Origin of the sequence: Shewanella benthica KT99, from assembly GCF_000172075.1 — a bacterium.
GTDB classification, from domain to species: domain Bacteria; phylum Pseudomonadota; class Gammaproteobacteria; order Enterobacterales; family Shewanellaceae; genus Shewanella; species Shewanella benthica_A.
Genome location: NZ_ABIC01000032.1, coordinates 1 through 21,580, shown reverse-complemented (window position 1 = coordinate 21,580; position 21,580 = coordinate 1). Strand labels below are relative to the sequence as shown.

Below are 21,580 nucleotides of genomic sequence, written 5' to 3'. Positions count from 1 at the left end.
GAACCGTATGTAATGAAAGTTGCACGTACGGTTCTTATACCCGTTCTATTAAGTAAGTCATCAGTCAGCGGGAATTAAAAACGCTGTAGGCAAGGGCTATATTTGCTCCTCGGTAACTGCTCCTGCGTTACTCTCGATAATAGCTCCTGCATTATTCTACCTCCTATATCCATATAGTCGTGCAATATAGACATTCGCCACATCCGGGTGGCTATAAGGGGGATTGAAGCGAATAGTTATTCTCGGCTCTGGCATCCTGCTTCGCCCAACCTCCTGCATCTGATCTCCATAGTCTTAAGCGTTCCATACACTTTAAAGACATTTCCCATATCCCTATGGGTCAGGGATATGTCTTATTTTGTATGGAACAAAATAGACTATGCAGTCGTATATCGAGAGCCACTTGCGCAGAATAAAGTGTTTTCCCCTTTGATTTAAACATCAGCCGCACTAGGTGAGCTTCTTAGGACTTCCACTTCTGTGTTGCATTGCTTCAAAAGGGAATAGCCATTTCTTCAATAATGCGCCTTGAATTTAAAGCCCTGAGAAAGCTTTGAATAGGTCATACATTTAATGGAATAACATGGCCTAAAGACTTTTCCGGCTGGACTTATCGAGTTCAGACTCGATAACTGCCTTGATCCCGTGGGGATGTATCTTGATACAGATATCATCTTTCTTGAAGGCGATGGTAGGATTTGCCAGACGTTCATGCTCTCCCTGAGGTGAACTCATCTTGACCTTTATCTGTGATTGTCCGGATAACACAGGTGCAAGTTGCGGCGCCATGTCTAATAGATGCTGTTGCAGTTCATCACAAGTTGTGGCGGTGCAATCTAATATCAGTTCGATATGTTCCCAGCCTTCGATTGGGTATTGCGTGTTGCCCGGATAAGGAAGCTCCACACAATCAATCTTTATCTGCCCCATGATAAGTGGTGCATTAAGCTCGAAAATTAAGATAGGCCGGCCATTGATCATGTTGTTGGAAATGATTTGTCCCTGGCGTTGAAAATACACACTCAGCGTCTCGGCTGCCTCAATTGAATTGACTCTTAAAGCTGTGTGGTCGCAGGTTAACTTGAGTTGCTCTAATCCTAGTTCCTGTAGGAAAACAGTTATTTTTTCACAGAAAATTGGCCAGGTATCGATTAATACCTGCTCAGATATGGCGTTTGTCATGCTTAGTGTTGATCCCAATAGCAATGTAGGTTAAGGCAAGATCTCGATGGGCGTCCCTTCGTCTATGGCGCGCCACAACTCATCCATTTGCGGATTAGTGATGGCGATACAACCATCGGTCCAATTATACTGTTGCGCTTCTGCGGCGCTAAGAGAAGACCTTGGATTCTGACCGTGGATCATTATCTGGCCGCCGGGTTGAATGCCTAAGGCTCTGGCACGTAATTGATCTTCTTCGTTAGGGTAAGAGATGTGTATGGCTCGGTAGTAGGCACTGTCGGATTTCTTATAGTCTAAGGTGTAACGCCCTTCAGGAGTTCTCTGATCTCCCTCTTGGAGCTTATGGCCTAGTGGCCGGTCTCCCAGAGCGATGTGGTAGCGCCTTAATACTTTTCCGTCACGCATCAAGGCCATGGTCGAAGTCGACTTTGTCACTACGACCAGATCTATCTTGCCTATGTTCACAACCGTTGAACTCGATAATGAGTTTTGCATCGAAGATATTGCCAAGACCGGCAAAGAGATGCCGGCAAAAAGTGTCAGTATCGTTACAGAAAAAAATAGCCGCATCGGAAAATAATAGCTCATCAATTATTCGAATATAGTGGGCTTATAATACCTTAATCTGCCAATAAGCACAGGACTTGAGGTATCTGTTTGATATCGCCTTAATGGTCTGCATCATTCTTCCCTGGTGGCAGTTTTACTCTGGTTATCAGAATATTAAGATTGTTTAGAATATTCCGTGTATTTAATTTGTTACGATATCTTAGCGAAGGCAATGTTCTACTCCGAGCTATGCTACAGTCTGGACGTATTGAAAGATGTTAAATCCGGTTAATTTAATACCAGTAAGGCAGAGTCAAGGATAGAAATGACCACAGCTAAATTTGTTCAAGGCCCAATCATGCGCCATATTCTGCTGATGAGTTCCACCGCGGCGGTGGGGCTCTCAGCACTCTTTGTGGTCGACTTGATTGATATCTTCTTCTTAAGTCTGCTAGGTGAGTTGGAACTCGCCGCCGCGGTGGGGTACGCCGGCACCATTTCATTCTTTACCACATCAATCGGCATAGGACTCTCCATCGCACTTGGGGCATTAGTATCACGCTCCCTCGGCGCGAAACAATTGGATGTCGCCAAGCGGTTATTGCTTAATAGCGCCATTGTCACCCTGATAATATCGGTGATCGTATCTGCCGTGGTGACCTTCTTTATTCCTGAACTTTTGGCTCTGGTTGGTGCCAAGGGCCATACTGCCGAGCTTGCCGCCGATTATTTGTATATCTTGGTGCCTTCAATGTCTTTTATCAGTTTGGCCATGGCACTGGGAGCGGCGCTAAGGGCCGTCGGAGACGCCAAGTTGTCTATGATATCGACCTTAGTTGGCGGGGGTGTCAATTTGGTGTTAGACCCTATTTTTATCTTCGCCATGAGCATGGGGATTGAGGGCGCGGCTGTGGCATCTGTGCTGGCTAGGTTGGCGGTCATGTTGGTGGCTGCGCGTGGCGTTATCGTTAAGCACAAACTCTTTGGTCAGTTTAAATTGGATAACTTTATCGCCGATTTAAAGCCTATTTTTGCTATTGCCGGGCCAGCCATGATGACCAATGTCGCGACGCCAATTGGTAATGCCGTCGTGACTCGAGCCATCGCCGATTTCGGTGATGGTTATGTGGCGGGTTGGGCCGTATTAGGTCGTATAATCCCTGTGTCATTCGGGATGATATTCGCGCTGTCTGGTGCGGTTGGTCCTATTATCGGTCAGAATTTTGGTGCTCATGAATTTGAACGAGTGCGGGAGAGTCTTACCAAGGCGCTGCAATTTTGCATACTTTATGTGGTCAGTGTTTCCGTGATACTCATGTTACTTCAAGACCAGATTATCTTCGTCTTCGGCATGCAGGGAGAAAGTGCCGAGCTTATTCGTTTCTTCTGTACTTATATTGCGATATTCTTTGTGTTCTCTGGGGCTCTTTTTGTCGCTAATGCTTCGTTTAATAATCTGGGTAAGGCTAAATACTCAACTTTCTTAAACGTGGGGAAAGCCACGATAGGTACCATACCTTTCGTCTATTTTGGTGCTAAGTGGGGAGGGGTCGAAGGGGTATTGATAGGACAAGTTATTGGTAGTGTCATTTTCGGTATTTTGGGTGTGATCACCGCCTATGCCCTGGTTGATAAAGTTAAACTGGCTTACCTCAATGATGCCGGACTCGGTAGCGAAACATCGGTGAAGGGCATAGACCCGTTAGAAGAAGAACTCCTCCCGAGTAGTCCCAATCCTCTGTCATCATCATGTGCTCAGATGGCACAGATTAATGAAGAGCAAGATTGTGAGGCGAGTAATCAAGTGACTGAGGCACTAAAAGTCTCAGATCATAAAGCTCGTTAGCCTGCGTGACTAAAGCGTAAGTCGGTCTGATTTTAGGGGCCGCTACTTAGGCTGGTTATACCATTCCGAGTAAGTATTTGAACTGACCAGATACTTATATGGAATGGTATTAGACTTAGGCTGCTAAAATAGCCCGCTAATCGATAGACAAGCAAAAGGGAGCCATGGCTCCCTTTTGCTTGAATGCATTAAATCTGGTTAGTGAATACCGTTTATTGAGTTTGGGTTGCAGCACCGTCATGCTGATCTGTGGTGGCTTTCAATGCGGCCTCAGCTTCCTCTTGGGCTAGCATCTTGGCTCGGTCAGACTTAGAGATATATTTCTTAATCGTAGGAGCTGTGTGCTTATTTTTACGAGCCTTGGTACGTTTTGCCGTTAGCTTGATCATCTTTTGTTTTTTATTCATGGCTCTCTACCGAACTGTTTGACTGATCTGTCACTCATATAGTGGCAGATATTAACCGGACGCGGATTTTAACTTAATCTACATCACCAATCCAGTCACAGCATCAATACTTATGTTATTTGTTTAGAAAAGACGGATTTCTTGCCAATTAATAGTGCTTGACCTCATTTCACTTTATGATGCTAAAGCTTGCAGCCTGACAGCTTAAACGAGGCGACTCGAAGCTAAGAGGAAAACTTGTCTCTATCTGCTTGGGTCGCACCTTCGTTACACTCGCCGCGAATTTCGCCGCGATCGACTTCGATAAGCCGACTTAATTCCATATAGCCCTCACGACAATAGCCTGTCATGTCTAATGTCTTAGATAAGCCGAGTTCTATCTGCTGGGTCCAATCAGTCAGATCGACTTCGTAGTGTCCAGAGCGAGAACGCTTACCCCATTTGGCTTGCTCTACTCTTTGCTGATGGGGCATTTGGTCGATAGAGTCACTTGAGGAGGCGAGCTTAGCTTTATATGTGAATAACTTGATACCGTTACTGCGTATATCTGTTTTCAATCTATCTTTGACCTTGCCTTCAAAGTCACTGGGGTCGGTTTTTTTACCTGCGCATCCGGCGATAACACTCAAGATAAACAAGCTAGACAAGGTTTTAATTAGGCATTTTTGCATCAGATTCATGTGTTCTTATTAGTATGATTTCTCGGCGGGAATAGCTGACTTATTAACCCATAAACAAGGTGGAAACTCAAGCCGCAGAGCAAGCGTTAAGGCAGGATAGCGCAATTATGCCGAGGGTGCAGCATGATATACACTTTTTTACTTTCGCTATATGAGTGAACGACAGGGAGGGCAATGTTTGGGCTAATAATCCCAATGCTGAGAAATTTTGATAGGAATGTGGGGGGAGGAAAACATAAGGCAGTCACAGAGAATACTTGCTTAGATGTCATGACTGCCTAAGAGATTATGCAACCGATTGTTTAGGCGAATCGGGTGTCCAGATAACTGATGATATCCGAAGATTCATACATCCAACGTGTCTCACCATTTTCTTCAATTCGTAAACAAGGCACCTTAGCCTTGCCACCTTGCGCTACTAGAATTTGCTGGTGGTCATCTTGCTTAGCATCAAGGGTGGCAATATTCAGGCCTTGGCGATGCATGGCGCGGCGAACTTTCACGCAAAATGGACAAGCCTTGTATTGATACAGGGTGAGCAACTCAGTTTCGCTATCAATTTTTGCCTGCTCATCCGCAGGACGCTTACGTTTCTTGGGAGTGAAGATAAAATTAAGAGTAAGAATGATACGGCCTAAAAGCCAACGAACAACAAACATGAGCTACCTCTGATAAAGTCTGAAAACGGCGAGAGTGTAACTCATGTCTGCTCAATATTAAATCTTTGTTTAATCGGCACCTAATGTCAGTAAGGCTTCCTGTGCCCCGTGGTTAATGTCGATTCGGCTGTTCAGCAGGAAAATACGTGACGGCGGGATCTTATTGACCTCGACCAGATGTATTTTTATCGCGCTCGCTCGCGCGCTCGCTAGTGTTCCTAACATGTCATCATCGACAGCTTGTTTGTTGAGGCAGAAGTTATATAAGGCTATGTGCCATAGCGTCTGCAGTCTCTCTTGGTCAAGTTCTGCCCCTTCTGTATGTTGCCTTTCAATGCTGAGTTTTAGTTCACTGGCGCTGGAGGCCATCTCAGTTTCATATAGGTTAATCAGTGCATCAGAGAGTGAGCCCTCTGTAGGGAAGTGACTGGCTGAGAGCTCACTTGGCAGAGACTCGACTTCAGTCTGACTTAAGTCCGCCAGTTTTTGGTACAACAGCTGCTCTTTGAGGATCCGGGTGTCACTCATTGTATCGATTGCACCCTCTATGCTCAGGGTTAATTTTGGTCGGTTGAGTAGCGCCTTGGCCAGTGTGGCCAGCTTTTCTTGCTCATCGGCTGAGATCTGCGCCAGACCCGGTCCAAACGCTATCTTATCCAGCTGCTCGTCGTCGCCGAATAGGCCCACCAGTAAGCTGAAAGGAGCGGTGACGGCTTTGGTGATCACATTGGTAAATGCCGTCATGATTATGCTGCCAAAGCTAAAACTCGGCGAGTTCAGATCGCCAGAGACATCTAGGCTCAGATCTATGACTCCGTGTCTGTCCTGCAGCAGGGCGATGGCTAAGGTGACGGGCAGGCTGGTTGCCAGACTGCTGTCGCTGGGCTTGCCCAGTTGCAGTTGGTTCACCACCAGGTGATTACTGCCTTTGAGCTTGTTGTTCTCCAGTTGATAGTTCAGTGATAGGGACATTTGCCCCTTATCAATATAGTAACCGGCATAGGTGCCGGAATAGGGGTTAACCGATGTCAGCTCAACACTGTTGAAATTGAGTGCAAGATCCAGATAGGGCATCTCCAGTAGAGGGTTGAGCTCCCCCTTGAGTGTGACTGGGGCATACTTATCTATCTTGCCCTTGAGGTCCACCGAGGCGGGACGCTTAGCGGTGGATGATAACTTGTCTATGCTGCCCTCTAATTGTTCAATACTGGCGGCGAAGTTAGGAGTCAATGAGTTATCGGCGAAGAAGGTCGAGCCTTGATTGAAACGTATCTGGCCTATGTCAATTTCTAGGGGAGTTTGAGGCTTGGCCTTTGTCTTTTTAGGTATATGGCTCGATGAGTCGGGGGATTCTTTGACTAGCAGAGCTTGGATATTGGTGCTCTTGTCTTTGGCTATGATGATGCGCCCGTATGGCTTGGTAAAGTCGATGCTCTCTATGGATAGCTTATGCTTATCTTGATCTAAAACCAGACGATTAACCGACATGGATTGCCACTTAACTAAGGTCTTCTTATGGAGCTTGTCCTTCACCAGTAAGTTGTTGACGCGAATATCGCCGGAGAAATGTAGCGCTTCATTGGAGCCTACTGTGAGGCTGCCCTTGGTATTGAGCTCACCCTGTTTCAGGTCGATATTTACGTAGGGCGCCAGATAGGCTTGGATCTGCTGGAGATCAAACTTAGACAGGGTGAAATCGGCTTTCAGGGTCTCTTGTTTGGCATCCACCGAGCCCGAAGATTGGAATGTGCCTTTGTTGTTGATGGCCAGATCTAAGCGGTATTCTATGGGGAATTCAAGATCTGAGCGTATCTCGCCAGTGCTCAGGTTGAACGGAAATATTCGCCAAGGGGTATTGTCTGTGAGTCGATTCTCTACCAAGTTTAGATCGTAGTCTTTAACTGTCACACTAGTAATGATCGCAGACCAGGCTGAGTCGGCTTGTTTGTCCTCAGACTCTTGGCCTGTTTTCTCGCGTATGGAAGAAGCTGTCTCTTGCTGTGCCGACTTAAGGGATTGCGCTTCGGCTGAGGTGACAACAGGCATAAATAAGGAGACGATATCCAGCCCCTCTGTTGTCAGGCTAGCGTTAAGGGATAATTTCTCTGTCTCCACACTGGCAACCTTGACCTGTTTATCGGCCAAGTTGAGACTGATGCCATGCAAACTCAACAGGGGAAGTGATAGCAATGGGTTTTGGTCATCGACGAAGGAGATATTCTCCAAAGAGAATTGGCCATCTTGGGTGAGCAACTGAAGGGCCTGATCTGCTTGGGCTAAGATCTCGAAATGGGTGTTAAAACTAAACTGACCGCTCTCTAGTCTAGCTTGGACCTCATCGGCAATGAATGACCAAAATTGTGGTAATTGAATTGCGGTGAGTTGCAGTTCACCTATGATGTTTAATGGCGAGAGCTGCAGCTTACCCTGGGTGGCAATTTCTCCGCCATTTTCGCCCACAAAGCGTATTGAAAATTGGTTACTGCGGTTGCCATTACTATCGATTTTTTTCAGGGTGTCGAACGCTTTCAAATGAAGACTCATGGCGGGATAGTGGAGGCGGCTATTGGTGACCTTATCGGTGTAGACTAGCTCAGCATTGACGATGGACAGATCTTTTACCTTGATATGAGGCAGGCCGTTGGGTGTTTCAGGCTGATTATCAAGCGTCTCATTGATTTCGCGATTCACCAGTTCATGGATGATGTCTGAAAAATTAAAAGTGAATGAATCTGGCTCGTTGAGGCGCTCCAATAAGGCATAAGGTTTGTCCAGAGTCACATGATCCACACTGAGGGCCTGGTTGATAATAGAACGCCAGAAATCCAGCTCGAAGCTCAGTTTAGTGAAGCCGATGAAGTTAGTGTTATCTTTCTCTTGTACACGAAAACCAGTCAGGGATACCTTGAGAGTGAATGGGTTGATGGAGACATCCTCAAGCATAACCGGGCGCTTGAGCATTGCTGATAATTCTTGGGGCAATTGTTTATGAGCAACATAGGGGAGCAAGAGTCCGAGTAAAACGGTGAAAATAAGGTAAATAGTCAACAAAATCGCCAGGTATCCTTGATACTTAGGTAGATGGTGAAATTTGACTGCCAATCGAGTGAATGCTTTTGACATTTGAGGCCTATTTACTAAGTTGTACGAAGAATATTCCAGTTAATAGGTATTTTAGCTAACTTGATGGCTTTGTTATATAAATGTTTTAAATTATTGCTTTTTTATTGATCCTGACAAGCCGAAGCAATATTTATCTGACTCTGTGGATAACCTGACGTTGTAATGAGAGACCAGGCATAGGTATTTCTAAATGGTGAGCCCATTGGAATGTCCTTTGTTGACTGAAGGGGTGGGGGGTAAATACGACTTAACGGGTTAATACCAAGCGGTATTAAAGACTAAGTTCCAAGTTAGTTCAGCTTGTCATTTATAAATATTCCATGTTATACAAAAATCGTCGATCGTATTTACACTTATGTGATAATGTTATGTAACTGAAAAGGAAGTTAATGACAAAAATATGTCGTTACTCGGTAAGTCACGTAAATAGACATTGTTTCAAGGAATGAAAATGCACATTAGAATCGCCATAAATGAAGATTTACAGTCATTAACTCCGCTATTTGATGAGTACCGGAAAAGCTTAGGTCAGGACTCTCGATTAGCTGACTGTAAAGAATTTATCGAAAGCAGATTACTCGAAAATGATTCTGTGATATTTATTGCCTTTCTGATGGATAATCCTGTCGGTTTTATTCAGCTCTACCCCTCATTTTCATCATTATTACTTAAACCACTCTGGTATTTTGACGATCTGTTTGTGGCTGAACCTTATAGAAAACGTGGCATAGGCACAGAACTGGTTAAAAAAGCGAAAGAGCTCGCCGATGAGACTCAAGTGCTGGCGGTGCGCCGGGAAAAGATAGCAGGCGATGATTTTGTGCCTATAGAGACTCATCTATAGAGTTCTTACTTCTTTCTACTCTGTACGTCCGCTATTTGTGAGACTCATCTATAGAGTTCTTACTCCTTTCTACTCAGTACGTCCGCTATTAGTCCTGTTATCTGTTGCCCTGCCGGAAACAATGTACCGTCATAATTACTGAAAACTCAGCTGGCTATGATATTATGAGGCGTTTTGTAGCTGTTTTAATTTTTGGAGTAACAGATTGAATAAAAGTGTGATCACAAATCTAATTGCTGCCCTCTTGCTGGCATTAGGCTATTATTTTTCATCGGCTATCGTCTTGAGCATAGGATTATTTGCGCTGTCCGGCGCACTGACAAACTGGCTTGCCATCCATATGCTATTTGAAAAAGTCCCTGGCTTGTATGGTTCTGGCGTCATTCCGTCTCGTTTCGAAGAGTTCAAAGTCGGCATATCCCATCTGATGATGAAGCAGTTTTTCACCGATGAAAATATCGATCGCTTCTTGTCAGATCAGGGTGGCAGCGCATCTCCTATTAATTTGCAACCGGTTATCGAGAAGGTCGATATGACGCCGGCATTCGATGCCCTGGTGACTACAGTTGAGCAGTCATCTTTTGGTGGTATGTTGGCCATGGTTGGTGGTACAGACGCCATGACTCCATTAAAAGAGCCATTTATCGAGAAGATGAAGGCTTCATTGGTCGAGATAACTCAGAGTGAAGAGTTTTATACCTTGCTTAAGAATGAGCTCGAGCAGCCCGATGTCTTGGCCGACATGAAGACCAAGATCAATGAGATTGTCAGCCAGAGATTAAACGAGTTGACCCCTGAGTTGGTGAAGGACATCATTCAAGAGATGATCAGAAAACACTTAGGTTGGCTCGTGGTGTGGGGCGGCGTTTTTGGTGGTGTTATTGGTTTGATTGCCGCTCTTGTGCAAGCGTAATTATCACCATTTCGATAATGCCGGGACGAAGCGACCAGCAGAAAAATGGTTTGCAGATGTGTGTGGCAAAACATTTAGCACCATAAAAAAGCAGCTCTCGGGCTGCTTTTTTCCTTCTACCAGTGGTTTATACCAGTTCCATTAAATAAGTGATCATTCAGCGGGAGTTAAAAACGCTGTAGGCAAGTAAGGGGATTGAAGCTAATAGTTATTCTATATCGAGAGCCACTTGCGCAGCATAAAGTGTTTTTAAACCCGCACTACGTGAGCTTCTCAGGACTTCAACTTCTGCGTTGCATTGTCTCAAAAGGGAATAACCATTTCGTCAACAATGCGCCTTGAATTTAAAGCCCTGAGAAAGTTCTGAATAGTTCATACATTTAATGGAATTGGTATTAATAGGCGCTAGCGTGAACCGATTGTACTGCTCGGCCCGATGGGTCAATGACATCCCGAAGGCTCTTATCCCAAGCAAGCGCTTCCGGAGTAGAGCAAGCCACAGACTTGCCACCTGGAACGGTTTTCGCGGCAGTCTCTAGTGGAAATAGCGCTTCAAAGAAACAGCGGTAGTAGTAACCTTCTTTGGTGTCTGGTGTGTTATAGGGGAATCTAAACTTGGCATTAGCCAGTTGAAGGTCATCCACTTTCTCGGCTGCCAGCTCCTTTAAACCATCGATCCATGAGTAACCGACACCATCACTGAACTGTTCCTTCTGACGCCATGTCACTTCTTTGGGTAATTTGTGCTCGAAAGCCTGACGCAGAATATGCTTCTCGATACGACCATCTTTAGACATCTTGGCTTGCGGATTTATGCGCATCGCCACATCCATAAATTCTTTATCCAGGAAGGGCACGCGTGCCTCGAGTCCCCAGGCTGCCATCGACTTGTTGGCACGCAGACAATCGAACATGAACAGTTTGTCCAGTTTACGCACTAATTCTTCATGGAAGGCCTGTGCATTAGGGGCCTTATGGAAGTATAAGTAGCCACCGAATAGTTCATCTGCACCTTCGCCCGATAGCACCATCTTAATGCCCATGGCTTTAATTTTTCTCGCCATAAGATACATAGGCGTAGCGGCACGAATGGTAGTGATATCATAGCTTTCCAGATGATAAATCACATCTTTAATCGCATCGATACCATCCTGGAAGGTAAAGATGATCTCATGGTGGATTGTGCCTATGGCCTCGGCAACTTTTTTTGCCGCAATCAAATCAGGGGCACCTTCAAGACCCACGGCAAAAGAGTGAAGCTGTGGCCACCATGCATCGCTCTCGCCATCATCTTCGATACGGCGTTTAGCAAAAGTTTGCGTGATTGCCGAGATAATCGATGAATCGAGTCCGCCCGAGAGCAGTACACCATAAGGTACATCAGACATAAGCTGACGTTTAACCGCGGCTTCGAGTGCTTCTCTTATTTCATCGATACTGGCTGGGTTATCTTGCACGGCCGCAAAATCACGCCATTCACGTTGATAATATTGCACATAACCGTCGTCAGTGGCGCTCGCCTGGTTACATAAATAGTGGCCCGGCTTAAATACATCGACGGTCTTACACACAGGCATCAAGGCTTTCATTTCTGAGGCGATGTAGAAGTTACCTTCAGCGTCTAGGCCTGTGTATAGAGGAATGATACCCATGTGATCTCGGCCAATCAGATACAGGTCTTTAGTCTTATCGTAGAGCACGAAGGCAAATATGCCGTTTAGCTTATCGAGGAAGTCGACACCATACTCTTGATATAGAGATAGGATCACTTCACAGTCCGAGTTAGTCTGATAAGCGTATTTATCGCCGAGCTCGGCCTTGAGCTCTTTGTGGTTATAGATCTCACCGTTGACCGTAAGAATAATCTTGCCATCGCGACTAAGCAGAGGCTGGGCACCGTTATCAATATCGACGATGGCAAGACGTTCATGAGCGAGTACGGCTTTGTCGCAGCTGTAGATCCCTGACCAATCCGGTCCACGGTGACGCATCAACTTCGACATTTCTAGCGCGACCTGTCGCAGCTGTGTTGCGTCTGACTTAATATCTAAAATGGCAAAAATTGAACACATATTCTAGCTCCTACAAATCGCTTTAAATCTCAATGGGTATTACTGTGCCAGTAATTAACGCTTTTGCCAAATTAAAAATTGATTAAACATTAGGTAAAGCGCGGTTATTTGGCTTGTTAACTCATATATTTCGCCAATAAAATGATGTTTATTCAATGCATGTCGATTTTTATTGAAGATAATTGATTTTTGCTATGTGCTGGGTGGCTGAAATTGATTTTTTATCAGTGGAAATTGCTTAATGTCATTTTACTCTGTATCTGAGTTAACTGTTGTTTTTTTCCTCGTTAAAACAGGCATAGAGACACGTAATAAAATGGCCCCCTGAAAGAGGGAGCCATTCTTAAAGCATCATGAATAAAAAATCATGACATAGAGAGACTAAGTGAAGCATCAATGTGAAGGCTAATTTCAGGTTAACCTGGCTTATTCACTTATGGCCTTAGTGCTTGCTCCTCGAAGAGAGTGAAACTCAGTTCCGGCAAAGTATCCAGGCCAATCTTGGCTGTTGGCCAAGGTTTCTGCTGCACTGAAATAGATGGCCAAGTCTTGTAAGGCACCGCTAAGATCCTAATCTTCCCGGTATTCATCACAGGTATTGTGGTAACAGCCCTTCATTTTTTCCTTCATCATTACCTTGTACTGGGCCGTTGCCTCATCGATGGGCTCATTGCCACCGCCGGCGAATACCGCCGGAATGCCGAGCTTAGCGAAACTGAAATGGTCTGAGCGGAAGAAACCGCCAGATTTTGGTCGACTCTCGCCTTTAGCCACACGGTTTTGTGATTTCAATGCGTCTACAAGGTAATTTTCTAATTCAGACTTTCCTTTGCCGACGATAGTGTAATCCGAGGTGCGGCCGTATATGTTGGTACTGTCTAAGTTGAATACGGCCACGGATTTATCGATGGGGTAAATGGGATTGGCTGCATAGAAACGCGATCCCAGCAGACCTTGCTCCTCGCCTGTGGTGGCGATGAAGGTAACGGAGTGAGAAAGTGGCTGACCCAACTGGGCTTGATTGGCAAACTGGCGTGCTATTTCGAGTATACCTGCGGTGCCGGAGGCGTTATCGAGGGCACCGTTGTGAATTTGATCGCCATCTTTACTCTCATCTTTGCCAATATGATCCCAATGTGCGGTAAATAATATTTGCTCATCGGGTCGATCTTTTCCCACAAGGGTGGCGACCACATTATAACTGTTGGCATAGCTGGCCGTGTTGGAAAATTGAATCTTAGCCTTCTGTTTCAAAGGGATATTCATTGGGCCGTTGGCCACCCTTTGCATAATATCTGCTAAGCTCAAGCCTGACTTATGCTGGAGTAATACAATAAGTGCAACAGGCTGAAATTTGAATAGTGAGCCAGCTGAAGGCACAATCTAAGCTCTCACACAAAAATTAAGTCCGTTATGAATAAACTCAACGAACAGTACCGACAGCTAACTCAAGAGCCACGATACCAGATTTCAGCCCTTCGTAAAACAGGGATGGGACTGAGAGGCATTGCCAAAGAGATCGGGGTACATTACAGCACTGTTAGTCGGGAGCTGAATAGAAATTCACCCCCTAATGGATACTCAGGTGCTGAGGCTCACCCGCTGAGTGATATACGGAAACGAACATCCTTTAAAGCGAACAAACGTCATAGCCACACAGATGACATCATCCGTGGCTCCGTCATTTTAGGCTGGTCTCCAGAGACTGTTAGTCTGCGAATGACGGTTGAAAGTAAAGTCACAGAGACGCTTAGCCATACGACGATCTACCGACGTATTGAAGAGAATAGGTTGCAAGGTGGTCACCTGTACCGTCAGCTGCCCAGGTTTGGTAAAACACGGTGGAAGGGTGGGAAACGTAATAAAAAAGCGGGAGTTAGGCTAATTCATGATCGAGTCGATATTACAGAGCGGCCTGATATTGTGGATGCGCGGACGCGATTAGGTGATTGGGAAGGAGACACAGTACACGGGCAGAGTGCCCACCTTGTGACACTCGTCGATCGCACAAGCCGCTTTACGCTAGCCAAACGTGTATTTAGCAAAACGAAAGAAGAAGTTGGCGATGCAATGATTGCTCTGCTGAAAACCGCTCACACGGTAAAGACAGTGACGTTAGATAATGGCGGTGAATTTGCAGGTCACGTTCGAGTGTCAAAGGCAACAGGTGCAGATATGTACTTTGCCAAGCCTTATGCCAGTTGGCAACGAGGAACCAATGAGAATACCAATGGTCGGATCAGGCGTTTTTGGCCAAAAAAATTCGATATGGGCAAACTGACAGATGATGAAATTGAAAGAAGGATCTTGCTACTTAATTTCACGCCAAGAAAAGTATTAGGTGGCCTCACTCCATTTGAGGTCTATATGGGACAGGGTGTTGCACTTATTACTTGAATCCAGCATCAAAGACCTTGGTTGCCACATTTAGGGTGATCCAGCCTTCAACTTCTACATGCTTATCTTGCTCAGCCTTGTCGACCAGCAGATCTTGCTGAGGACTTGTCCAGCTGTTCTCTACCACGGACCAGGGGTAAGATGCCGGGGCGGTATCGTGAATAATGATGGCAGCTAAAGCCCCCTGCTTACTTGCCTCACTGAACTTATAGTCCCAGCGGCCGTAGTAGGTCATCGCCTTACCGTTAAACTTACCTGAGTCGGGTAAAGCAAATCCGGGGTCATTGACTAAAATAATCGCAACCTTGCCATGCATGTCTATGTCTATGTCTTGGTAGTCATTCCAGTCGTATTCAGGCGCATTGATGCCATAGCCGACGAAGACCAGAGGCGCGTTAGTAATATCGACGCCGCCATTGTCATGACGGCTACCCAAAACGATATCTTTTCTGTGTTCCAGTGCCAAGCTACCGAAGCTGATAGTTTGTTGCTCTGAGGCCGTATAGGTCACCATCGGCACGGCTTGCAGGTAATCGCCATGATTAGCACCAACCAGTCCCATCTCTCCTTAAAGGCCTGAGTCAGGAAGTTTAAGGTGAGTGTTTCACCTTAGGTGGTTGGGGCCCGGCCTTCAAACTCATCGGAAGAAAGAGTTTTGATGTCTTGTCTGAATCTAGCTTCATCGAACTTGACGGGGGTATTGATTAAGCCACTGGCGGCAGTGTTAACTTCTGCTGCTACAGTGGTTTGAGTGGCTGTTGGCTACAAGCGCTAAGCAGCGCAAGGGCACATACCGGAGGCAGTAATCGCATAGATTGTCCTATTTTATAGTTATTGTTATAGACGAAATTTGTGTGACACATCATGAATGAAAAAAGCCCACTTTGACAAGTGGGCTTTTGTTTTAATGCTGAGAAAGTTGTTTGTTAATATTTATCATAATATTAACAAAACCAGCTTGAGCCTAACAGATGTATTGAAGGCAATATACTAAAGGCCCTCAATCAAAAGCCTTAAATTATCGGCTTCAGACGATATCGATATCACCTGCACAGGCGAAGACGTGATTAGGACGGAAGGGCTCCCTCTCCACATCGCTGAGCTTACTCACACCACTGGTGACCAGAATGGTTTCCAGTCCTGCCTGAAAACCTGCCAGGATATCGGTCTTCATGTTATCGCCGATAATGACGGTGTTATCCGAGTGGCCATCAATATGGTTAAGTGCCGAGCGTATGATCCATGAACTAGGTTTGCCGACATAGAAAGGCATACGGCCACTGATCCGCTCTATTGGGGCACACAAGGCTCCACAAGCCGGACTATAAGCTGGGCCATGGGTATCAGGATTGGTGGCGATAAAGCGGGCGCCTTCGACGATGAAACGGGCCGCTTTATGGATCATCTCCCAGTTATAAGAGCGGGTTTCACCGACAATAACAAAATCCGGGTTGATATCTGTGATGGTAAAACCCGCCTTGTAGAGCTCGTGGGTGAGGGCCCCTTCGCCTATGACGTAGGCTTTGTTGCCTTTTTGATGCTTGAGGAAATCTGCTGTCGCCATGGCTGATGTATAAAAGCACTCTTCAGGGACATTTATTCCCGCCGCGCCGAGTCTATTTTGCAAATCTTTGCCGGTCTGAACTGGATAGTTGGTTAGGATAACCAAGGGGTTACCTTGTTCCAGCACCCGATGAATAAAGGTATCACTGCCGGGGATCAGCTCATTGTTGTGCAGTAGAACACCGTCGATGTCGCAAATAATATTTTTCATTTATCAATCTCGGTATACAAAGGAATTTTAGCTCACGTGATACAAACTATATAAAGCCAAATTCACTGTGATTACAATGATTTTTACTCAATTAGCTTAGCAGCGTCGCATTAGCTAGTGGTATTTTCTTGTTGCATAAAACTGAAGGCTCCATGGTGTGGTTGAGAGGAGATATCTTGGTGTTTTTATTTAATTTTACGCCTGATAGCTATAAGGCCCAATCCAAAGATAGATAACCAGCCAAATGCACCGCCACCAGAATCACCCGTTTCAGGCTTAGGTGCAGGAGGAGTAACGACCTCTTGATCATCATTGGTAATGATAATATCCATCTTACTCTTGTTGCCACTTAAGCTAAGTTCAACGGGCAAAACGAGTTCCGCTGTAAGCTGAGCGTTATCTGTCGTCGTTGTATTATCAATAATGGTAACTGAAACTAACTTTTCACTTTCACCCGATGCAAAATCAACATGAATAAAATCTTGCTCAAGAAGACCACCCGTTACCGCCCCATCAATAAAGACCTTAACTGATGTTTCGACAGTTAAATCACCATCACGCATGACATAGAATGAAACCGAATTATCAGATTCGCTAGCGGTTACATCTAGATTAGCAAAACCAACCATCCCGACAATGTTCATTTCAGGAGAAGCGCTTGCGACATACGGGGTTGATTTATCAACATACCAAGCATTATTGGCACTGTCTTCTGTCCCACAAACTTCTCCATTCACAGAAATATCAGGACTGGAGAAATGCTTATTGTTGCTACTAGAAGCAATAGAGCCCATTACACCGAAGTTACCATCGCACTTCATAGCTCTGGCACGAGTATAAGAAGACTGAGTCTTGCCTTCTTCATGGTCAGCTTGAAGGGTATGGCCTAATTCATGAGTGAATGTATTTGGACAAGAACCATCAATCACTGAATTTTCATCCAGCATTAAAATAGATAATTCACCACCACCAGCGCCACACAAAGACGACTCAGCCCCATCATTAAACTCAACCTCACGAAGACGGCCCCAAGCATAATAATCAGCCCCTAATCGTTGTAGTAAGGCTCCATTAGCCGGAACAGCGTCAGCATCAATAGCATCTTGGTGCCCTGCTAAGTAGATGCTGCCCTGAAGAAAATCATCTAATCCCCTCACAATATCGCCATTAGCATCTAGATGGGAAGGGCTAAAATATGTAAAGTCGAGATCGACAGGAATATCATCTATCCAGCCATCGGTTATCAAGTCACCAAAAATAGTATGGTATTTAGCACGATAACCATCAAATGTTGGCTGTTCAAAACCCACTAATCGAACCTTAGTTTCAGAGGTAGCACCAAAGGTCATGTTCGCTAATTCCACCGAGTCACGAGCAAACTTGTATGCTTCGCCAAGTGAAGGCATAACATCGGCCCAAGTTGGGTGATAGAAATACAAAACATCAATTGTCTTGTTATTGATATCGACAGGAGAGCATCCATCATTTATTGCATTTTCAAATGCTCCCCAAGGGAAATCAAGACAAGTAATCAGTGGCTCGCTTGAGTCGGCAGTAGCATTAAGGCTCCTAGGAGTCGAATACGCGCGGTTAATCTTGCCATTTGAGGTGCTATTCAAATACATCTGCACAACAGATGGGGCAGCGTCCTCAGTAAAAGAAGTTGCAAAAGCTGATTGGGCAAGCACCAAAGAAACTGCACTTACGATTAATGATACGTTGAATCTTTTCATAACTAGCACCTCGATATATACAATACTTATACTACTCATAAGTTAAGTAGCAGCTAAAGTACAACACTTAGTTAACAACTAACAATAGATGTATCAATTTGGTTGCTAGGCAGGGGTTGTGCAAAAAATCAGCATGTAATTGTGTCGGCAGCGAGCTAGATTTTAGGATGAGATATTATGCAGTGATACGTTTCGAACCAGAATTAGAGGCATTAAACATGCAGCTGTTTGAAATCGCAGCTCCTACTAGGCGTTAATCTTCTATACATTTTTGGATTTGTCCATAGTCCCAGACGGCGGTGTCTGATGCCTTGCAGCAGTACAGGGAAAAATTAACCAGCACGACCCCTATGATTCGGCACTGGGCTATCGACTTGGTGAGGTTCGAGGAGCGTTGAGTCTGACTTCAGACCCGAGCAGCCGATTCAATAATGAAGTCCTGACGTCCAAGGTTTACACCTCCTTGGCAATTCCAATAAAAAGGGCATTGAATGAAATTCAACGCCCTTATATTATCGACTTGCCTGTGGACGCTTATTAGTCCGCAGCGTAGCCCATGTCTTCGAGTGCTTGACCATCGAGAAACGCCTTACCCTGTTTCATCTCGAGTCGATTCTGGCTAAACCATTTAACGACCATAGGATAGATGGCATGCTCTTGCTGATGAACTTTCTCGGCCAAGGTATCGGCAGTATCTTCATCATAGACAGGCACTTTAGCCTGCAGTATGACAGGACCCGAGTCTAGCTCAGGCGTCACGAAGTGAACGCTGGTGCCATGTTCGGTGTCTTTGGCATCGATAGCTCGCTGATGGGTATTAAGTCCTGTGTACTTAGGGAGGAGAGAAGGGTGAATGTTGATCATGCGGCCTTCGAATCCTTGTACCAATTCATCACTTAATATGCGCATAAAGCCGGCTAAGACAATCAGATCTGGCTGATATCTGTCTATGGCAAGCTTTAAACGAGCATCATATGCAGATCTTGCTTCATCCTTTCGAACCATCACACAACTAGTGTCAATCTCGCTTTGGTGAGCACGGATAAGACCGTAAGCATCGGGCTTGTTACTGATCACTCCGACGATTTCAGCTTCGAGGTGATCATCACAATCATCGATGATCGCCTGCAAGTTGCTGCCATTGCCTGAGATTAATACTAAAACGCGACAGTTTGAGGACATTACAGGATCTCCACTTGCTCTTCGTCGCCATTGCGCTTAGCAATATCACCGATAAGCCAAGCTTGCTCGCCTTCGGCGTTAAGCAGCTCCAGTGCAGCCTCTACTTTCTCAGACGGTAGCGCGACAACCATTCCTACGCCACAGTTGAATGTACGGTACATCTCAAATTCGGCAATGTTACCGTTTTTCATCAACCAGTTGAAGATGCTTGGCCACTGCCATGAATCACCTTTAACAACCGCTTTACAGTCATCAGGAAGGGCGCGGGGGATGTTTTCCCAGAATCCGCCTCCAGTAATATGCGCCATAGCGTGAACTTCAGTTTGTTCGAGTAACTTAAGCAGCGACTTCACATAGATTTTTGTCGGCTCAAGCAGGTGGTCAATCAGTGGCTTGCCTTCGAAATCATCTTCAGGGTTAACCTTGCTGATTTCGAGTACCTTACGGATCAATGAGAATCCGTTTGAGTGAGGACCGCTTGACGCTAGTGCGATAAGCGAATCACCGGCAACGACTTTAGTGCCGTCGATGATGTCAGCTTTCTCTACCACACCGACACAGAAGCCGGCTAGATCATAATCATCGCCTTCATACATGCCTGGCATCTCGGCGGTTTCACCACCGATAAGTGCACAGCCCGACTGTACACAGCCTTCGGCAATACCTTTAATGACTGCAGTTGCGGCATCAACATCAAGTTTGCCTGTTGCATAGTAATCGAGGAAGAAGAGTGGCTCGGCGCCGGAAACGATTAAATCGTTAGAGCACATGGCGACCAGGTCTATACCGACTGTGTCGTGCTTCTTATAATCGATGGCTAATCTTAACTTGGTGCCAACACCATCGGTACCAGAAACAAGCACTGGGTGTTTGTACTTAGTCGGCAGCTCACAAAGAGCGCCGAACCCACCCAAATTGCCCATAACTTCTGGACGGTGGGTACGTTTCACGGCAGATTTAATATTATCAACTAGTGCATTTCCGGCGTCGATATCGACACCTGCATCTTTATAGCTAAGCTGTGTAGGAGTGCTCACGAAGATCCTCTCGGGTACAGAATGATTATTGGATTTTATGCGGCGCTATTCTACCAGTTTGTGACAGGCCTCGAAAGTGAAGATTTGGCTATTTATAGCGGACATAGCTCACGATTTATCGAGTTTTTAAAACTTTATGTTTTCCATTGCGGACAAATAAACTAAAATCTCGTTAATTTGCTTGTATCAATGCTAAAAATTAGGAGAAAAAATGAAAGTTGTCGAGGTTAAACACCCACTAGTTCGTCATAAAATAGGCTTAATGCGTGAAGCTGATATTAGTACTAAACGTTTCCGTGAGTTAGCAGCGGAAGTGGGTAGCCTACTGACCTACGAAGCGACTGCTGATTTTGATACCGAAACGGTCACTATCGAAGGTTGGAATGGTCCGGTTGAAGTGGAACAGATCAAAGGCAAGAAGGTGACGGTTGTACCAATTCTTCGTGCCGGCCTTGGTATGATGGATGGTGTTCTGGAGAATATCCCCAGTGCGCGTATCTCAGTTGTCGGTATATACCGCGATGAAAAGACACTAAAACCCGTCACTTACTTTGAAAAGCTCGCCAGTGATATGCCTTCACGTATTGCCTTGGTCGTCGACCCTATGCTTGCGACGGGTGGCTCAATGATCTCAACTATCGATTTGTTAAAAGACCGTGGCTGTACTGCGATTAAAGCTCTGGTTTTGGTTGCTGCACCTGAAGGGGTTGCTGCATTAGCGAAGGCGCATCCTGATGTGGAGCTTTACACCGCTGCTATCGATGATTGTCTGAACGAGCAGGGATACATTCTTCCTGGTCTTGGTGATGCGGGGGATAAGATCTTCGGAACTAAGTAGTCGCTTAGCACTGTTGCATAAACTTAAATTAAGCTAATTGCTAGTTTATATCGCGAGTTTATAAAGAGAAAAAGGAGCCGAATGGCTCCTTTTTTTATTTTCCAATTTTCATGTCGAATAAGTGCTCGAACCTCGAACCTGTTCTTATAGCACCATGGCCGCTATCCAGCCAAACACCAGCAATGGGATGTTGTAGTGAATAAATGTCGGGATCACACTATCTTTGATGTGGTCGTGCTGTCCATCGGCGTTTAAGCCTGCCGTCGGACCTAAGGTCGAGTCCGAGGCGGGTGAACCGGCATCTCCTAGGGCTGCCGCAGTGCCAACAAGTGCAATGGTGGCGG

General features: G+C 45.5%; 17 protein-coding genes and 3 pseudogenes. 6 read left to right on the top strand and 14 right to left on the bottom strand.

Going from position 1 to position 21,580, the window contains the following annotated elements:
- Positions 1–588 precede the first annotated feature (588 nt).
- Complete coding sequence (locus tag KT99_RS14090; RefSeq protein WP_005501255.1) at positions 589–1,182, bottom strand: VOC family protein; 594 nt, start codon at positions 1,180–1,182, stop codon at positions 589–591.
- A 30-nt stretch (positions 1,183–1,212) separates the two neighbouring features.
- Positions 1,213–1,677: a L,D-transpeptidase family protein gene (locus KT99_RS14085; protein ID WP_086017598.1), complete on the bottom strand. Its 465-nt coding sequence runs from the start codon at positions 1,675–1,677 to the stop codon at positions 1,213–1,215.
- A 183-nt stretch (positions 1,678–1,860) separates the two neighbouring features.
- Between KT99_RS14085 and KT99_RS22955 the strand changes: the two are divergent.
- Positions 1,861–1,998 (top strand): annotated as a pseudogene (locus tag KT99_RS22955) (ion transporter); the annotation flags it as partial.
- 58 nt (positions 1,999–2,056) lie between these two features.
- Entirely contained in the window at positions 2,057–3,577 is a 1,521-nt protein-coding gene (locus KT99_RS14080) for an MATE family efflux transporter (RefSeq protein WP_005501251.1), read from the top strand.
- A 212-nt stretch (positions 3,578–3,789) separates the two neighbouring features.
- Here KT99_RS14080 and KT99_RS14075 read toward each other — a convergent pair whose 3' ends face one another.
- The 4 genes from KT99_RS14075 to KT99_RS14060 form a co-directional block, all read right to left on the bottom strand.
- A complete protein-coding gene (locus KT99_RS14075; protein WP_005501243.1) occupies positions 3,790–3,984 on the bottom strand; it encodes a DUF2986 domain-containing protein in 195 nt (64 codons plus the stop codon).
- A 224-nt stretch (positions 3,985–4,208) separates the two neighbouring features.
- Positions 4,209–4,664 carry a hypothetical protein gene (locus KT99_RS14070; RefSeq protein WP_005501242.1) on the bottom strand — a complete coding sequence of 152 codons (456 nt, stop codon included), beginning with the start codon at positions 4,662–4,664 and terminating at the stop codon, positions 4,209–4,211.
- A gap of 302 nt (positions 4,665–4,966) precedes the next feature.
- Positions 4,967–5,323, bottom strand: coding sequence for a glutathione S-transferase N-terminal domain-containing protein (locus KT99_RS14065; RefSeq protein ID WP_005501239.1), 357 nt, complete (start codon positions 5,321–5,323; stop codon positions 4,967–4,969).
- Positions 5,324–5,392: 69 nt separating this feature from the next.
- Positions 5,393–8,446 carry a DUF748 domain-containing protein gene (locus tag KT99_RS14060; protein ID WP_005501238.1) on the bottom strand — a complete coding sequence of 1,018 codons (3,054 nt, stop codon included), beginning with the start codon at positions 8,444–8,446 and terminating at the stop codon, positions 5,393–5,395.
- A 451-nt stretch (positions 8,447–8,897) separates the two neighbouring features.
- On the opposite strand from KT99_RS14060, the gene KT99_RS14055 reads away from it, so the two are divergent.
- Positions 8,898–9,290 (top strand): GNAT family N-acetyltransferase, encoded by a 393-nt coding sequence (locus KT99_RS14055; RefSeq protein ID WP_005501236.1) that lies wholly within the window; start codon positions 8,898–8,900, stop codon positions 9,288–9,290.
- A gap of 205 nt (positions 9,291–9,495) precedes the next feature.
- On the top strand, positions 9,496–10,203 hold the full coding sequence (locus KT99_RS14050; RefSeq protein WP_005501234.1) for a DUF445 family protein: 708 nt from the start codon (positions 9,496–9,498) through the stop codon (positions 10,201–10,203).
- A 395-nt stretch (positions 10,204–10,598) separates the two neighbouring features.
- Here KT99_RS14050 and asnB read toward each other — a convergent pair whose 3' ends face one another.
- A complete protein-coding gene (asnB, locus tag KT99_RS14045) occupies positions 10,599–12,275 on the bottom strand; it encodes an asparagine synthase B (protein ID WP_005501233.1) in 1,677 nt (558 codons plus the stop codon).
- A gap of 426 nt (positions 12,276–12,701) precedes the next feature.
- Positions 12,702–13,592 (bottom strand): annotated as a pseudogene (locus KT99_RS14040) (M28 family metallopeptidase); the annotation flags it as partial.
- Between the two features lie 96 nt (positions 13,593–13,688).
- Here KT99_RS14040 and KT99_RS14035 point away from each other — a divergent pair.
- Complete coding sequence (locus tag KT99_RS14035) at positions 13,689–14,672, top strand: IS30 family transposase (RefSeq protein ID WP_005501230.1); 984 nt, start codon at positions 13,689–13,691, stop codon at positions 14,670–14,672.
- Positions 14,673–14,679: 7 nt separating this feature from the next.
- Here KT99_RS14035 and KT99_RS14030 read toward each other — a convergent pair.
- From KT99_RS14030 to purM, 5 genes and pseudogenes are all read right to left on the bottom strand, one after another.
- A pseudogene (locus tag KT99_RS14030) lies at positions 14,680–15,484 on the bottom strand (peptidase M28); the annotation flags it as partial.
- Positions 15,485–15,699: 215 nt separating this feature from the next.
- Positions 15,700–16,446 carry an HAD-IIA family hydrolase gene (locus tag KT99_RS14025; protein ID WP_005501228.1) on the bottom strand — a complete coding sequence of 249 codons (747 nt, stop codon included), beginning with the start codon at positions 16,444–16,446 and terminating at the stop codon, positions 15,700–15,702.
- Positions 16,447–16,631: 185 nt separating this feature from the next.
- Complete coding sequence (locus KT99_RS14020; protein ID WP_040572023.1) at positions 16,632–18,179, bottom strand: GlyGly-CTERM sorting domain-containing protein; 1,548 nt, start codon at positions 18,177–18,179, stop codon at positions 16,632–16,634.
- Between the two features lie 537 nt (positions 18,180–18,716).
- Positions 18,717–19,361 (bottom strand): phosphoribosylglycinamide formyltransferase, encoded by a 645-nt coding sequence (gene purN / locus KT99_RS14015; RefSeq protein WP_005501226.1) that lies wholly within the window; start codon positions 19,359–19,361, stop codon positions 18,717–18,719.
- The gene (gene purM, locus KT99_RS14010) at positions 19,361–20,398 is read right to left on the bottom strand and encodes a phosphoribosylformylglycinamidine cyclo-ligase (RefSeq protein WP_005501225.1); all 1,038 of its coding nucleotides are present in this window, start codon (positions 20,396–20,398) and stop codon (positions 19,361–19,363) included. Before purM ends, purN begins: the two co-directional genes overlap by 1 nt.
- Positions 20,399–20,609: 211 nt before the next feature.
- On the opposite strand from purM, the gene upp reads away from it, so the two are divergent.
- Entirely contained in the window at positions 20,610–21,236 is a 627-nt protein-coding gene (gene upp / locus KT99_RS14005) for a uracil phosphoribosyltransferase (RefSeq protein WP_005501223.1), read from the top strand.
- Between the two features lie 144 nt (positions 21,237–21,380).
- Here upp and KT99_RS14000 read toward each other — a convergent pair.
- Positions 21,381–21,580 (bottom strand): Na+/H+ antiporter NhaC family protein (locus KT99_RS14000; RefSeq protein WP_005501221.1); only part of this gene is annotated, 200 nt, incomplete at its 5' end.

Bases quoted from the DNA above. Each gene is read 5' to 3' on its own strand.
- KT99_RS14085 (WP_086017598.1), bottom strand. From the start codon at position 1,677: ATGCAAAACTCATTATCGAGTTCAACGGTTGTGAACATAGGCAAGATA.
- KT99_RS14060 (WP_005501238.1), bottom strand. From the start codon at position 8,446: ATGTCAAAAGCATTCACTCGATTGGCAGTCAAATTTCACCATCTACCT.
- KT99_RS14035 (WP_005501230.1), top strand. From the start codon at position 13,689: ATGAATAAACTCAACGAACAGTACCGACAGCTAACTCAAGAGCCACGA.
- KT99_RS14075 (WP_005501243.1), bottom strand. From the start codon at position 3,984: ATGAATAAAAAACAAAAGATGATCAAGCTAACGGCAAAACGTACCAAG.
- KT99_RS14065 (WP_005501239.1), bottom strand. From the start codon at position 5,323: ATGTTTGTTGTTCGTTGGCTTTTAGGCCGTATCATTCTTACTCTTAAT.
- upp (WP_005501223.1), top strand. From the start codon at position 20,610: ATGAAAGTTGTCGAGGTTAAACACCCACTAGTTCGTCATAAAATAGGC.
- KT99_RS14025 (WP_005501228.1), bottom strand. From the start codon at position 16,446: ATGAAAAATATTATTTGCGACATCGACGGTGTTCTACTGCACAACAAT.
- KT99_RS14020 (WP_040572023.1), bottom strand. From the start codon at position 18,179: ATGAAAAGATTCAACGTATCATTAATCGTAAGTGCAGTTTCTTTGGTG.
- purN (WP_005501226.1), bottom strand. From the start codon at position 19,361: ATGTCCTCAAACTGTCGCGTTTTAGTATTAATCTCAGGCAATGGCAGC.
- KT99_RS14070 (WP_005501242.1), bottom strand. From the start codon at position 4,664: ATGAATCTGATGCAAAAATGCCTAATTAAAACCTTGTCTAGCTTGTTT.
- asnB (WP_005501233.1), bottom strand. From the start codon at position 12,275: ATGTGTTCAATTTTTGCCATTTTAGATATTAAGTCAGACGCAACACAG.
- KT99_RS14055 (WP_005501236.1), top strand. From the start codon at position 8,898: ATGCACATTAGAATCGCCATAAATGAAGATTTACAGTCATTAACTCCG.
- KT99_RS14080 (WP_005501251.1), top strand. From the start codon at position 2,057: ATGACCACAGCTAAATTTGTTCAAGGCCCAATCATGCGCCATATTCTG.
- KT99_RS14090 (WP_005501255.1), bottom strand. From the start codon at position 1,182: ATGACAAACGCCATATCTGAGCAGGTATTAATCGATACCTGGCCAATT.